Here is a 14,045-nt window from a genome sequence, read left to right on the forward strand (position 1 = left end):
ATTATTCAGTAACTCTATATAATTATAACACGTAACACCAAGAAATTGCTTGATTCTGCAAAATCAAAGCTCACAATTTCCGACTGTTCTCGGGAATGACTCAACGTCTCTGATATTTCCCATACCTGTGAGATACATTACGCAACGCTCAAATCCGAGACCAAATCCGGCGTGTCTTACACTTCCGTACTTTCTAAGGTCAAGATAGAACTGGTAATCATCCTTCTTCATTCCAAGCTCATCCATACGCTTCTCGAGAATCTCAAGGTCGTCTTCTCTCTGGCTTCCGCCAATAATCTCTCCGATTCCGGGAACAAGACAATCTGCCGCTGCAACAGTCTTTCCATCGGGATTAAGCTTCATATAGAACGCCTTGATATCCTTAGGATAATCTGTTACGAAAACAGGCTTCTTGAATACTTCTTCAGTAAGATATCTCTCATGCTCTGTCTGAAGATCGCATCCCCATGATACCTTGTAATCAAACTTATCATTGTTCTTTGTAAGAATATCGATAGCTTCTGTATAAGTGATACGACCAAACTCGTTACCTACAACGTTGTTAAGTCTATCGATAAGTCCTTTGTCAATGAACTCGTTAAAGAATGCCATCTCTTCAGGGCAATGCTCAAGGACATAGTTGATAACGTACTTAAGCATAGCTTCTGCTGTGTCACAATCATCCTTAAGATCTGCAAAACACATCTCAGGCTCGATCATCCAGAACTCAGCGGCATGTCTTGTTGTATTGGAGTTCTCAGCACGGAATGTAGGTCCGAATGTATATACATTCTTAAATGCAAAAGCATAAGTCTCAACATTGAGCTGTCCGCTAACAGTGAGGTTAACAGGCTTTCCGAAGAAATCCTTTGAGAAATCAACAGCTCCGTCCTCAGTCTTGGGAACGTTGTTAAGATCGAGAGTTGTTACCTGGAACATTTCTCCGGCACCTTCACAGTCACTTCCTGTAATAAGAGGAGTATGAACATATACGAAATTTCTCTCCTGGAAGAAAGAATGAATAGCATATGCAGCAACTGAACGAACCTTGAATACTGCCTCAAAAGTATTTGTTCTTGCACGAAGATGAGGAATTGTTCTGAGGAACTCAAGAGTGTGTCTCTTCTTCTGAAGAGGATAATCTGAAGTAGATGTTCCCTCAATCTCAACTTCCTCAGCCTGCATCTCGAAAGGCTGCTTTGCGCTGGGTGTTGCAACGATTGTTCCTGTTGCGATAACCGCAGCACCTACGTTGAGCTTACTGATCTGTGCAAAGTTTGAAAGTGCATCCGAATATACGATCTGAAGTGGTTTAAAGTATGTACCGTCATTCAAAACTATAAATCCGATAGCCTTAGAATCACGGATACTTCTGATCCATCCTCCGACTGTCACTTTCTGTCCGACATATTTTTCTTGTTCTGTAAATAATGCTTTTATATCTGTAAGTTCCATGACATCCTCCAATTAAAAATATTTCCCAACAAATAAAACGCTTTATCAATTAGCAGGCTCAACCACATTTGCATTATCAACAAGGAATGCTACAACCTTATCTGCCATAAGGCCTTCCCTAATAGTCTTGGGATCAACATCACCCTTAAGTTCATCAAGTGAGCTGTATCCTGTAGTTCCTGCATCAAAAGCTTCCTTAAGATAATTCTCAACATCCTCATCAGAAATTGCAATATTTTCATTCTTAGCAATTGCTGCGAATGTAATAAACTGCTGAGCTACCTCATTTACCATGTTCTTCAAAAATGCATCGGCATCTGTCTGATCAGGAGCGGTATTCTGCATCATAATGCGAACAATATCGCTTGCTGTTGTAGGCTGTCCGTATGCTGTGTACATCTGAGCATAATTCTCAAGCTGCTCATTCTCCTGAACAAGGTAATAATTGAGAAGTTCCTGAGGGAAATCCTTAAACTCTGAGATTTCAATAACTTTCTCAATAACTGCAGACTCAACATCCGCTTTGTGTGTTGCCTCTGCTTCTTCTGTAAGCTGCTGCTTAGATGTTTCCTTAAGCTGCTCAAGATTTGTAACACCTTCCATTCCAAGGCCGGCTGCCCACTCATCTGTAGGCTCTTTTGACTTTTCACTTATCTTGTTAACTTTAACTGTAAATACAACCTTCTTACCTGCAAGATCCTTTGAACCGTATTCTTCAGGGAATGTAAGGTCAAGATCTACTGTATCTCCAAGTTTTACACCGACAAGTCCGTCTTCGAATCCGGGGATAAACATACCGGATCCGATATCAAGATCGAATCCCTTCGCTGTTCCGCCATCAAAAGCAACTCCGGTGTCAGCGTATTTTCCTTCGTAATCTATATTTGCAATATCACCCTTCTGTATAGGTCTGTCTGTAATCTCTGTCTTGGCAGGATTGGACTCAATAAGATTATTGATATATCCGTCAACATCCTCATCTGTCACAGATGCGGGAGCAACCTCGACAGTAAAACCTTTATACTCGCCCAATGTGATGTAATCCATAGGATTTATATCATCAAGAGTCTTCACTTCAAGTTTGTCCAAATTCTGCAAAGATGCAATGTCGTTTGAGCCTGCTGCAGCAGCTGCTGCAACTGCTTCTGTAGATGAGCTCTCAGATGCCGCATCGCTTGCAGCCTCTTTAGACTTTGAGCCACATGCTGTAAGTGAAGTTACTGCCATTGCCACGACCAACAATACAGAAAGATTCTTTTTCATAATGCTTTCTCCTTTAAAATAATTTGATATATTCAAGAATATAGAATATCTTGCTATTTCATATCAAAACAATATTTCTTATACTACCACACCTTCCAAAATGATTAAAGTATTTTATTTGCCTATCTTCCTAAAGAATGCTACAATACTTTTTGCTATAATATAGTATATTGATTTTCGGAGGATAATAGATTGAGTACCGGTTTAATTGTATTTATCGTAATAGCAGTAATTTTAGTCGCAATAATCATTGCACTTATGATAATCGGCAGAAAAGCCCAGAAGAAGCAGGAAGAACAGCAGGTTCAGCTCGATTCCATGAAGCAGAGCATGTCTATGCTTATCATTGACAAAAAGAGAATGAAGATCAACGAAGCAGGTCTTCCGCAGGCCGTTATCGACCAGACTCCCAAGCTTCTTCGCAGATCCAAGCTTCCAATCCTTAAGGTAAGAGTCGGAAACAGGGTTATGAGCCTTATCTGTGATGAAAAGATTTTCGATTCAGTTCCCGTTAAGAAGGAAGTTAAGGCTTCTGTCAGCGGTATCTACGTAACAGAAGTTAAAGGCCTTCGTGGTAAGACTGTTACTCCTGAGAAAAAGAAAGGCTTCTTTAAGAACCTTGTTGCTAAGGCTCAGGAAAAAGCCGGCGCTAAGATGGTTAAATAATATTTGCTCAAAATATAAAGCTCTCGCAAGCGATGATAATATATCACGCGATGTGAGAGCTCTTTTTTTGCCTTATCTTGCTTTTATTTCTATTATCATTTTGGAGTCGGATAAAACCTCATCTCCGGATTTAATTATGTATTCCGCAGAAATTTCACCGATCACACCGTTTTCTTCATTCTTAAAATCAAGACTCTTGGTGATAACTTCCATCTGCATCGATCCGTACGGTGTCTTGTAATCCATGACATATTCTTCGGCGCCAAATACCATCTTCGAATTCATAGCGCCTGTGCGCACGATCTCTACGCACTTTAAATCGGCAGGTACAGTGACTTTGTTGGCCACCTTTATTCTCTGGCCGCCCACATCCTGCACTTCATCATATTCTATACATACAGAGCCGTCCGAAAGCGCCTCGTAGATTCCTCTTGAGTTTGTATCAATGCGCTCTTCTTCGTTTCCGTCTCTTATGTGGATTCCTGCCACGTTTATATCAACTTTTTTCTTCATTTTACTATCTCAGTCCTCTTTACCGGGATTAATGGGTGCGGACAAAAAAGCTTCCGGCGCAAGCTTACTTTCAACAACTGCCTTATAACCCGCTTCTGCCGCTTCTTTTTTGTCGAATACGCCAAATACTGTGGGACCGCTTCCTGTCATGAATGCACCTACAGCGCCCTCATTTCTGAGTATCTCTTCAATCTGCCCTACCTCTTTGTATTTGGATGCAGTGACATCTTCAAGAACATTTCCTATAAGAGAGCACATCTTCTTAAGATTACCTGCTTCTATTGCAACCTTGATTCCGTCTATATCCGGATGTGTTATCACTTCCCTGCTGTCCAGCTCTTTATAAACCCAGCCTGTTGAAACATCTATCGCAGGCTTTGCGATAACAAGATAACAATCCGGCATGTCGCTTATAGTTGTCAGTTCCTCACCGATTCCCTCTGCAAGCGCCGTTCCTCCGATTATACAATACGGGATATCGGCACCCAGAGACACAGCAAGCTCACAAAGCTCTTTTTTACTGAGGTTAAGTCCCCATAACTCATTCAAAGCCAGATATGCTGCCGCACCGTCTGTACTTCCACCTGCCATTCCCGCAGCTACAGGGATTCTCTTTACAAGGTGCATGGTAACACCTTTTTTCACATTAAATTTGTCCTTAAGCTGCCCGGCCACCTTGCAGATAAGGTTCCTTTCATCAGTTTCGATCTTATCCGTAGACGCGGTCAAAATGATATCGCCGCTGTCATTATCCTCAAATGTAAGCGTATCGTACAGATCCACATTCTGCATTATCATCTTTACAATGTGATATCCGTCCTCACGAACTCCCGTAACATCAAGTCCGAGATTGATCTTTGCATATGCTTTTCTCTCAAGCTTCATAATTATATACTCCGAAATTATTTTTCTTCATCTTCTCACTACGAAGGATCAAACTCAAGGAAAAAATAAAATTTTTAAAAATTTTCGATATTTCGCTAAAGTTTTTTGTATAATTACCGATATGAGGATTAGGTAAACCATAGTTTCGTTTCAGCGCGGTATTTAGTACCCTGTCGCAGAAAAGGAGTTCGATATGGGCGTAAACGGAATTACCGAGGTTACTAACAACATCGCAACCACCTATGCTTCATCAGTTAATCCCTCTGTAGACGAGAAGAGTAAAAACGATGAAGTAAAGGAAAAGACCCAAGCTGCAGCCGTGTACGAAAAATCTGAGGAAAGTGATACAAAAAACGTATCTTCCAAAGAAGCGGACCGGACCAAGATCATCAAGCAGATGCAGGCAGATGTAGCAATGCGCCAGCAGCAACTTTTGAACATTGTTCAGAAGATGATGGGCAAGCAGGCCAGAGCCTACGGCATCGCCAACTCTGACAACGATGAGGATTCAATGTGGAAGTTCCTTGCAAAAGGGGATTTCACAGTGGATGCAGCAACTAAGGCACAGGCAGAGGCTGACATTGCCGATGACGGATACTGGGGCGTCAAGCAGACATCCGAGCGAATCCTCGATTTTGCCACCACACTGGCCGGAAACGATCCTGAAAAGCTGGAAAAGATGAGAGCTGCTTTTGAGAAGGGTTATGCTCAGGCAGAGAAAACTTGGGGAGGCGAGCTTCCCGAGATTTCAAAAAACACCTTCGACGCAGTTATGAAAGGCTTTGACGAATTAACCGGCAAGACAATGACTGAATAATACGTTGCTAGTAACAAAAAAGGACTGTCACTTTAGATGATCACTCATCTAAGTGAAGTCCTTTTTTCATGTTATTCATATGTTCTTCGTATATTTTTGCTTCCGACCTTGGTTCTTCCGATGCATCGGTACTTGCCGCCTCAGTAACAGAAGCTGCAGCGCTCTCTTCAAGTTCCGCCATCCGCTGAATCCTCATTACCGAAACATTTGTCGCAACGCCGCTAAGCATATCATGTGCCCACGGACTGACCGTGCATATGAAAATAATAAGAAAAACCAATGCAATCAACGCACCTATTGCATATAATAACGCTTCCAATATCTTCTTTATAATCATAATCTTTCCTTTACAGACCGCTTCCCTGCGTCCCCTTGTCTGTTTGTTTTTTATTCTATCATCACAATATTAAAAAACGTTAAAGGATTGATTATATATAGATAAAAGAACTATTTATACAATCTTACGTATGTCGTTTATGTCCTTAACATCGTACTTCTTCATGTACTCTTCGATGCCATCCACTACTTTTTCCGTAGTATAAGGATCGTGGAAGTTCATTGCTCCGACTGCAACCGCTGTTGCTCCTGCCATGATGAACTCGATTGCATCCTCAGCATTGGCAATTCCGCCCATTCCTATAACGGGAATATCAACCGCATGAGATGCCTCATATACCATTCTTACGGCAACAGGCTTGATCGCAGGGCCGGACATTCCTCCGGTCTTATTTGCAAGCGCGAACTTTCTCTTATAAATATCAATCTTCATTCCCGTGATCGTATTTATAAGTGAGATTGCATCCGCTCCGGCTGCTTCTGCCGCCCTAGCCATCTCGGAAATGCTTGTGACATTGGGACTTAGTTTCATGATAATGGGCTGCTTTGCAACCTTTTTTATCTTCTCTGTTATGTCAAAAAGAGCATCTTTGTTCTGGCCAAAAGCGATAGCTCCCTCCTTAACGTTAGGGCATGAAACATTGATCTCCAACATATCTACGCGCTTCTCATCGCCAAGTCTCTCTACTACTTCAAGGTAATCCTCTACGGACTTTCCGCATACATTTACAATGACTTTTGTGTCATATTTTTTCAAAAACTCAAGATCTCGTTCTACAAACACATCTATTCCTGGGTTCTGAAGTCCGATTGCATTGAGCATACCACCGTACACTTCAGCAACTCTGGGAACCGGATTTCCGGGCCACGGCACGTTTGCAACACCTTTAGTTACTACTGCGCCAAGTTTATTAAGATCTACAAAGTCCGAGTATTCCATTCCCGAACCGAATGTTCCCGAAGCTGTCATTACGGGATTTTTAAATTTAACTCCTGCTATTTCAACTGTTGTATTCATATCACATCTCCAAATCGTCAGCATCAAAAACCGGGCCGTCGGTACAAATTCTCGCATTATGAACGTGAGAATGGTCATCAATTTCCTTTGTCTTACAGATACAGCCAAGGCAAGCGCCTACGCCGCATGCCATTCTTTCTTCAAGAGAAAGATATGCCTTTGCACCAACCTCGGATGCATATGCTTTTATTGCTCTGAGCATAGGCATAGGACCGCATGCAAAAATAACGTCGCACTCTATTTTCTCTGCTTTCATTGCATCAATGACATTTCCCTTTGTTCCGACACTACCGTCTTCGGTTGCGATGTACATCTTGGCATACTTAGAAAATTCATCAGACAAAAATGTCTCACTGTTTCTATATCCCATAACTGCACTGACGTCTTCGGAAGAAAGCCTCTTTGCTGTCTCAAGAAGCGGTGGCACGCCGATTCCTCCGCCCATTACAACTACCTTTTTTCCCTCGGCAGCTTCAAGCGGAAAGCCGTTTCCCAAAGGTCCGAGGACATTTATATAATCACCCGGCTGATAAAGCGCAAACTCCGCCGTTCCGGATCCGACAACTCTGTAAACAAGTCGGATTGCCGATTTCTCTGCATCAACTTCGCATATACTGATAGGTCTTGGAAGTAATGTAGATTTATTTACAGGATATACCCCAACAAACTGACCGGGATTAACATCTCCAGCAAATGGCGTTTCAAGCCACATATCATATATTCCGTCCGCAAGAAGCTTCTGACTGAGAACCTTCGCTTCTTTTTTCATTTTTTTAGCCATTAAGAACTCTCCTCATTTATATATTTCTTCCATAGCGAAGCGCTTTTTATTTGATAGGAATCTCCTATCAAATAAAAAATTACTGCGCTAAAGTATACTCTGTATCCCCAAGCATAAGCACGTCATCTTTAATGAAATACTTGATTGCCTGTGAAGGATCGTTATCATATTGTATTCTCTCATCGTTCCATACAAACCAGTAATCACTTTCATTTCCCGAATTATGTATTCCGGTTTTGTCACTGTAAAATACAATATAATCTCTCCACTTATACTGCATCCTCGAATCCTGATAATCTTCTTCTCTTTCGCGAATGTATACGGTGGCTTTTCTTCCTGTCCTCTTCGGATCCACAAAATCTGTAAATTTCACGTACTCATTGCCGTGCTTATCGACAATCTCCATCCACTTATCATATGAAATCTCATTGGTAGTATCCCAATAAGGACTTTCGTCAGAATAAAAATACCTGATTTTCTCTGTATTCACCAGATATTCATCACGGAGTCCTTCGACAACTTCAAGCTCATCATTGACAAATTTATAAAATGTAGCAACCTCCAATACCGATTTTGAAGGCATTGTACTTGGTTTGCTGTCTTCCTTGATGATTGTTCCGTCTGTTCCAAAATAATAAGTTTCGTCTTCTTCGCTTTTTAATACATGTACCATTACACTTTCCTGTAATGTAAAGATATCAAAAATAAGCGTATGATATCTGTCTTTTCCCGGTATGTCGGTGTCTTTTATACATGAATTAGCGCCAATGATAAGCTCCTTTATCCCGTCACCGTCAAGATCTCTTATCACATAGCCATATCGCAGATCTTCGGCCTCACTTCTGTATGTATTATATACATTTGAAGAAACATCCAGCCCTTTGAGATCTCCTTTTTCGACGCAATACCTTATGTCATCGATAAACTGCTCGTACGATCCATACTTCTCTTCATCAACTTCTTCGGAAGCTCCGTCTTCACCGGATTCGCTATTTTCGCTGTTCGAAGCCAAGCTCGCATCTGCACCAAGAATATCAACGGCATCTGTGGCTATCTCTTCACCGGCTCTGCTTCCATTGATCGCACTTGCTTCTGTACGACATCCTGTCAAAAAAACGGACACCATAAGTGCTAAAATAAATCTTTTCTTCATTCTTTCATTCCTTTATCAATCTGCTTCATATACCATTTTTCCACAGCATATTGTATATAAAACACGCGCCGGGAATTTCTCTCCCAAGAACGGTGTATTTGAGGCCTTTGAATATGTCTTATCAAACACCCACTCTGTCTTATTGTCAAATATCACAAGGTCTGCCTTTCCTCCGACTTTCACACTTCCCGCATCCAGACCGTAGATCTTGGCAGGGCAGATTGTCATGCGCTTTAACAGCTCAGAAAGCGTCATATATCCCTTGTCGACAATTTCTCTTATTCCCAGCAAAAGAGATGTTTCTATTCCGGTTATTCCACTCGGAGCCTCTTTTATCGGCTTATCCTTCTCTTCCTTTGAATGAGGCGCATGATCGGTAGCGATCATCTCTATCGTGCCATCCTTAAGGCCCTCGATTATTGCAAGTCTGTCAGACTCAAGTCTGAGCGGAGGATTCATTTTTGCCAAAGTTCCGTGCTTTAAAACCGCATCCTCCGTAAGTGTGAAATGATGCGGAGTTGCCTCGGCATAAACTTTCACGCCTCTCTTTTGGGCCTGTCTTATAAGATCGACTGACTCAGCTGCGCTTATATGCTGCACGGTTATCTTTGCCCCCGTCCTCTCAGCTATCTCAATATCTCTTTTCACCATTGAAATCTCTGCTTCTCTGGGTGAGCCTGTGATTCCAAGCTTCCCTGCAACAGCGCCCGCATTGATTCCGTTGTCTGTAATAAACTTAGGATCTTCTTCGTGGAGACTAACAACTTTATCAAGTACCGCAGCTTTTTTACAAACAGCCTCCATTATCTTCTCATCGGTTATGGGTTTTCCGTCATCTGTAAAAAGAACTGCTCCTGCATCAAGCAGCTTTTCCATATCCACCTGCTCTTTTCCCTCCATGTTCATGGTCACATTTGCGCAGGTATACACGTTGATTCCCGTTTTCTTGCCCTTATCAAGAGCATACTTTATTGTCTCGACATTATCCATATGCGGATTGGTATTTCCCATCATGACAACCGATGTAAATCCGCCTCTTGCCGAAGCTCTCGCTCCTGTCTCTATATCTTCTTTATACGTAAATCCGGGGTCCCTGAAGTGAACATGTCCGTCAACAAGTCCCGCCGTTACTATTTTTCCGTCTGCATCTATCACTTGATTTGCGGTATCCTGCAAAAGTTTTTCCACTTTTACACAATCTTTATCCACAATATCCACAATTTTTGTACCATTTATTATTATATCTTTATATCCTTCATAGCCTGATTCGGGCTCGATAAGGTATCCATTCTTAATAATCAGCATTACATTTCTCCTCGGCTGCTTTTGTTTTGCATATTACTCTGCCCCATTATACGACAAAATAAATAATAATGGCATTAAATTATATGGTAAAATATGTTTTGAATCAGAGAATCATTTATAGAAACGAGGTTTTACATTTTATGATACGTTTTATCGCTGCAATACTATTCATCGTGATATTCCTGATTGTGAGTATCCCGATTCAGCTTGTTCTTTTGATAATCAAAAAATCCAATCCTTACGCTGTCAAAACAGCTTCTTTAAAAATCGTCGGTTTTGCATTTAACACCGTTATGCTGATATGCGGCATAAAAGTTACCGTTATCGGCGAAGAAAATGTCCCCAAGGATCGTTCCGTTTTGTATGTCGGAAATCACAGAAGCTACTTTGATATCGTAGTTACTTACCCCAGAGTTCCCAGACCTACGGGTTATATTTCAAAAGATGTCATCAAAAAGATTCCCATTCTTGGCTACTGGATGATCTTCCTCGATTGTCTGTTCCTCGACAGATCTGATATCAGAAAAGGTCTCGAGATGGTACTTGCAGCTATCGAAAAAGTTAAGAGCGGCATTTCAATGTGTATCTTCCCCGAAGGAACAAGAAACAGCACTGACGCTCCTATGCTCGATTTCCACAAAGGAAGCTTTAAGATTGCCCAGAAATCAGGATGTCCCATTGTTCCTATGGTAATCAACCACTCGCGTGACATTTTCGAAAATCACATTCCTTTTATCAAACCTACTCACGTTGTTATCGAGTATTGTAAACCCGTTGTCATCAGTGAACTTGATAAGGAAGATCAGAGAAATATCGACAGCTATGTGAAAAATATCATCGAAGAAACTTACATTAAAAACGAAAAACTTCCTCTGTAATCTATTATAAATCAATATTTGATTAGAGAAAAACCGCTGTAGCATGTTACCATGTTACAGCGGTTTATTTTTATTTATCAGCCTTTGCTTCCCTTGGAACCTCCGCCAAGCTTTACGCCCTCAAGTACGTTTGTCTCGAAAGAATAAACAACCTTGTGATTCTCTCTGTCAGCCTTGAGTGCAAGCTGGATCATGTTGTCCAAAAGATGCTCATATTTCATTCCAAGGGGCTCCCAAAGATAGAATGAAAGCGATCCCGGAATTGTATTAATCTCATTGAAATATACGTTATTAGTCTCCATATCAATCATGAAGTCGATTCTTGAAACTCCCGAACAGCCTAGCGCGATGAACGCATCTACAGCCATCTTTCTGATTTTGTCACGCATCTCATCAGAAATGTCTGCAGGAATCTTTCTCTTAAGAGAAGCCATTCCCTTGCTTCCGCCTGACTTTGCGCCCTTAGCGGATCCCTTTGATCCACCACCGATATACTTATCTTCAAAACTAAGAATATCATCTGAGTTGATAGGCTCTTCACACTCAGATGCCTCAGCTGACTCATAATCGCCGAGAACCGAGCAGTTAATCTCTTTAAGCTTAGAAATAGCGTGCTCAACAAGAATCTTCTTGGAGAACTCAAATCCAAGATCTAGAGCTTCAAGAAGAGATGCTCTGTCAGATGCTTTCTTGATTCCGATACTTGAACCAAGGTTAAGAGGCTTTATGATAACGGGATACTCAAATGTTCCCTCGATCTTTGCTACAAGCGCGTCAACGTCCTCATAGTCTTTCCATGTATAGCATTTGCAATCAAGAACAGGAATATCATTGTCCTTAAGAACAGTCTTCATTACATATTTGTTCATTCCGACCGCGGATGAAAGAACATCACATCCTACAACGGGGAGACCGAGTGTTGCAAGGAATCCCTGAAGTGTTCCGTCTTCCACGTTTGTTCCGTGAACGATGGGGAATGCAACGTCAACCTGAGTCATAACGTTATTTCCGAATTTCTTCATAGGATATCTTACAAGATTAACCTTGTCATTCTCTTTTACCCATACAACCTGTGTGCTCTTGGCAAGGAGCTGGTTAATGTGAGTGTACTCCTCAATCTTATCGATGTCATCTCCAACATAGAAGTCGTTGTTTTTTGTGATGTAAACAGGCACAACATCGTATTTTTCCTTATTGATATGTCCTATTGCCTGAATCGCAGAGATAATTGAAATCTCATGCTCTGTACTTTTTCCGCCGAATAAAACCGCAACTTTAAGCTTCATAGTATCCCTCTTTCATAATTTCTTTTTTGATCATGTATAGTTATCGGGAAGATCATTCTCAAGAAGTATTACTTTTTCTCTTCCCGCTTCAAGCTCGTACATAAGCTGTGTAGCTTCCGTGAGGCTGCTCTTTACAAAGAGCTTATCCTCTGCAAATCCTGCACCAAGTGCTCCCTTTTTGATCGCATGAGTCTGCTTCTCACCTACAAGTATGATGTAGTCGCAAACGCCTGCAGCCTGTCTTCCGAACTCTTCGTTGTACTCATCCTCTTTTGCCCCGAGTTCTACCATCCCGGGTGTTACAAGTATCTTTACCGAGTTCTCAAAAAGAGCAAGTGTCTCAAGCGCAACTTTCGCTCCGTTAGGATTGGAGTTATACGCATCATCAAGTATTGAAACAGCGCCGTGTCTTACAAGTTCAAGTCTGTGTGGAACGGGCTGTATTCTTCTTACCGCCATGCGAAGCTTGTTCATCGGAACTCCGAAGCTTGCCGCAACTGCGATAGCACCCGCAATATTTTCCACGTTATGTCTTCCGACGAGCTTCGTACTGAATTCAGAAGTCTCGCCCTCAGGTGTAGTCACATTAAATGTCGTTCCCGCTCCCGTAACGGAAATATCGGAAACCCTGTAATCGCATCCTTCTGAAACACCGTAAGTTATGGCATCCTTATATTTCATGTTTGCCATGACTATCTCATTGTCACCGTTTGCAAACTTAAGGTGCTTACCCTTTGCTGCGCCCTCTGCCTTTTCCTTCTCGTCAACCGCATCAAGAAGTTCATACTTGGTGCTGACGATATTCTCAAGTGAATGGAACGTCTCAAGATGCTGGTAACCTATTGATGTAAGTATACCATCATCCGGATGAACAATATCCGTTATCTCTTTTATATCATGAAGATGTCTTGCTCCCATCTCGCAAACAAATATCTCATGTGTGGGAACCATCTTCTCTCTGATAGTCCTGACAATTCCCATCGGAGTGTTATAGCTCTCGGGAGTCATCAAAACTCTGTATTTTTCTGAAAGAAGTGTTGTCAGATAATATTTAACGCTTGTCTTACCGTAACTTCCCGTAACACCGATTATTCTAAGTCCCTGATGCTCTTTAAGAATTCTTTTCGCATCATCGATAAACCACTGATTTATCCTCTTCTCGACAGGTTTGTTAATAAGATTTGAAAGTGCAACTACAAGAGGCAGACAACCTATATAAGCCGCAACAAAAAATGCAGCAACCGCATGCTTACCTGCGCTCCAATCAGCACCGAAAGCCACGCAGATACCTGCTATAAGTGCCACGATCACTAACAGAACGGCATAGGTTACAAATAATCTCTGAACCCTTTGTGTAACTACAAACTTTTTCTTCGCCTTCTTGGGAATATACATAACCGCCATAAGCGCCAGAAAAACGATAGCAAGAACAAACAGCCCTCCCGCTATCTTGTTCATATCGGTCTCTTCCAGAGCTTCCGCATATTCAAAAAATCCCGCACCGAAGATAGCCGCAGCCGCACCTGCATGAAGTCCGTATTTAGTAACAGTGGTCTTTAAAAATCTAAAATACCCCTGAAACTGATAGCTCGATAACTGAAGCATGTGCGTGTAGTAACGAAGCCCCAATACCGCAGCGCAAAGATATACTATGATAAATAATATAAGTATCGCTCCCAAATATCCCTC

General features: G+C 41.7%; 14 protein-coding genes. 3 read left to right on the top strand and 11 right to left on the bottom strand.

The features are described 5' to 3' along the window. Positions 1-63: 63 nt before the first annotated feature. Both asnS and tig read right to left on the bottom strand, forming a co-directional pair. Positions 64-1,455 carry an asparagine--tRNA ligase gene (gene asnS / locus DL92_RS0111890; protein WP_026667836.1) on the bottom strand — a complete coding sequence of 464 codons (1,392 nt, stop codon included), beginning with the start codon at positions 1,453-1,455 and terminating at the stop codon, positions 64-66. Positions 1,456-1,500: 45 nt separating this feature from the next. Continuing rightward, the gene (gene tig / locus DL92_RS0111895; protein WP_026667837.1) at positions 1,501-2,718 is read right to left on the bottom strand and encodes a trigger factor; all 1,218 of its coding nucleotides are present in this window, start codon (positions 2,716-2,718) and stop codon (positions 1,501-1,503) included. Positions 2,719-2,910: 192 nt separating this feature from the next. On the opposite strand from tig, the gene DL92_RS0111900 reads away from it, so the two are divergent. Next, complete coding sequence (locus DL92_RS0111900) at positions 2,911-3,384, top strand: hypothetical protein (RefSeq protein WP_026656433.1); 474 nt, start codon at positions 2,911-2,913, stop codon at positions 3,382-3,384. Between the two features lie 72 nt (positions 3,385-3,456). On the opposite strand, the gene DL92_RS19125 is transcribed toward DL92_RS0111900, so the two are convergent. Together DL92_RS19125 and ispE are read right to left on the bottom strand one after the other, a co-directional pair. Continuing rightward, positions 3,457-3,897 (bottom strand): YwiB family protein, encoded by a 441-nt coding sequence (locus DL92_RS19125; protein WP_034462145.1) that lies wholly within the window; start codon positions 3,895-3,897, stop codon positions 3,457-3,459. Positions 3,898-3,906: 9 nt separating this feature from the next. Continuing rightward, the gene (gene ispE / locus DL92_RS0111910; protein WP_051625319.1) at positions 3,907-4,782 is read right to left on the bottom strand and encodes a 4-(cytidine 5'-diphospho)-2-C-methyl-D-erythritol kinase; all 876 of its coding nucleotides are present in this window, start codon (positions 4,780-4,782) and stop codon (positions 3,907-3,909) included. 193 nt (positions 4,783-4,975) lie between these two features. Here ispE and DL92_RS0111915 point away from each other — a divergent pair, with 193 nt between their 5' ends. Continuing rightward, on the top strand, positions 4,976-5,599 hold the full coding sequence (locus DL92_RS0111915; protein WP_026667839.1) for a hypothetical protein: 624 nt from the start codon (positions 4,976-4,978) through the stop codon (positions 5,597-5,599). A gap of 40 nt (positions 5,600-5,639) precedes the next feature. Here the strand turns inward: DL92_RS0111915 and DL92_RS0111920 are convergent, their stop codons facing one another. The 5 genes from DL92_RS0111920 to DL92_RS0111940 form a co-directional block, all read right to left on the bottom strand. Next, on the bottom strand, positions 5,640-5,936 hold the full coding sequence (locus tag DL92_RS0111920) for a hypothetical protein (RefSeq protein WP_026656430.1): 297 nt from the start codon (positions 5,934-5,936) through the stop codon (positions 5,640-5,642). A 114-nt stretch (positions 5,937-6,050) separates the two neighbouring features. Then, on the bottom strand, positions 6,051-6,953 hold the full coding sequence (locus tag DL92_RS0111925) for a dihydroorotate dehydrogenase (protein ID WP_026667840.1): 903 nt from the start codon (positions 6,951-6,953) through the stop codon (positions 6,051-6,053). A 1-nt stretch (position 6,954) separates the two neighbouring features. Then, positions 6,955-7,734 carry a dihydroorotate dehydrogenase electron transfer subunit gene (locus DL92_RS0111930; protein ID WP_026667841.1) on the bottom strand — a complete coding sequence of 260 codons (780 nt, stop codon included), beginning with the start codon at positions 7,732-7,734 and terminating at the stop codon, positions 6,955-6,957. A 79-nt stretch (positions 7,735-7,813) separates the two neighbouring features. Beyond that, positions 7,814-8,887 carry a hypothetical protein gene (locus DL92_RS0111935; protein WP_026667842.1) on the bottom strand — a complete coding sequence of 358 codons (1,074 nt, stop codon included), beginning with the start codon at positions 8,885-8,887 and terminating at the stop codon, positions 7,814-7,816. 15 nt (positions 8,888-8,902) lie between these two features. Then, positions 8,903-10,192, bottom strand: coding sequence for a dihydroorotase (locus tag DL92_RS0111940; protein WP_026667843.1), 1,290 nt, complete (start codon positions 10,190-10,192; stop codon positions 8,903-8,905). A gap of 140 nt (positions 10,193-10,332) precedes the next feature. Between DL92_RS0111940 and DL92_RS0111945 the strand changes: the two genes are divergently transcribed. Next, positions 10,333-11,070, top strand: coding sequence for a lysophospholipid acyltransferase family protein (locus DL92_RS0111945; RefSeq protein ID WP_026656426.1), 738 nt, complete (start codon positions 10,333-10,335; stop codon positions 11,068-11,070). Positions 11,071-11,147: 77 nt separating this feature from the next. Here the strand turns inward: DL92_RS0111945 and DL92_RS0111950 are convergent, their stop codons facing one another. Together DL92_RS0111950 and DL92_RS0111955 are read right to left on the bottom strand one after the other, a co-directional pair. Further along, entirely contained in the window at positions 11,148-12,356 is a 1,209-nt protein-coding gene (locus DL92_RS0111950; protein ID WP_026656425.1) for a D-alanine--D-alanine ligase family protein, read from the bottom strand. A gap of 30 nt (positions 12,357-12,386) precedes the next feature. Beyond that, complete coding sequence (locus DL92_RS0111955; RefSeq protein ID WP_051594206.1) at positions 12,387-14,036, bottom strand: Mur ligase family protein; 1,650 nt, start codon at positions 14,034-14,036, stop codon at positions 12,387-12,389. Positions 14,037-14,045 lie beyond the last annotated feature (9 nt).

This window comes from Butyrivibrio sp. AE2005, assembly GCF_000686965.1.
Taxonomy (GTDB): Bacteria; Bacillota; Clostridia; order Lachnospirales; family Lachnospiraceae; genus Butyrivibrio; species Butyrivibrio hungatei_A.

Excerpts from the sequence above, each read along its gene's own strand:
- tig (WP_026667837.1), bottom strand. The coding sequence starts at position 2,718 with ATGAAAAAGAATCTTTCTGTATTGTTGGTCGTGGCAATGGCAGTAACT.
- DL92_RS19125 (WP_034462145.1), bottom strand. The coding sequence starts at position 3,897 with ATGAAGAAAAAAGTTGATATAAACGTGGCAGGAATCCACATAAGAGAC.
- asnS (WP_026667836.1), bottom strand. The coding sequence starts at position 1,455 with ATGGAACTTACAGATATAAAAGCATTATTTACAGAACAAGAAAAATAT.
- DL92_RS0111930 (WP_026667841.1), bottom strand. The coding sequence starts at position 7,734 with ATGGCTAAAAAAATGAAAAAAGAAGCGAAGGTTCTCAGTCAGAAGCTT.
- DL92_RS0111945 (WP_026656426.1), top strand. The coding sequence starts at position 10,333 with ATGATACGTTTTATCGCTGCAATACTATTCATCGTGATATTCCTGATT.
- ispE (WP_051625319.1), bottom strand. The coding sequence starts at position 4,782 with ATGAAGCTTGAGAGAAAAGCATATGCAAAGATCAATCTCGGACTTGAT.
- DL92_RS0111940 (WP_026667843.1), bottom strand. The coding sequence starts at position 10,192 with ATGCTGATTATTAAGAATGGATACCTTATCGAGCCCGAATCAGGCTAT.
- DL92_RS0111915 (WP_026667839.1), top strand. The coding sequence starts at position 4,976 with ATGGGCGTAAACGGAATTACCGAGGTTACTAACAACATCGCAACCACC.
- DL92_RS0111920 (WP_026656430.1), bottom strand. The coding sequence starts at position 5,936 with ATGATTATAAAGAAGATATTGGAAGCGTTATTATATGCAATAGGTGCG.
- DL92_RS0111950 (WP_026656425.1), bottom strand. The coding sequence starts at position 12,356 with ATGAAGCTTAAAGTTGCGGTTTTATTCGGCGGAAAAAGTACAGAGCAT.
- DL92_RS0111935 (WP_026667842.1), bottom strand. The coding sequence starts at position 8,887 with ATGAAGAAAAGATTTATTTTAGCACTTATGGTGTCCGTTTTTTTGACA.
- DL92_RS0111925 (WP_026667840.1), bottom strand. The coding sequence starts at position 6,953 with ATGAATACAACAGTTGAAATAGCAGGAGTTAAATTTAAAAATCCCGTA.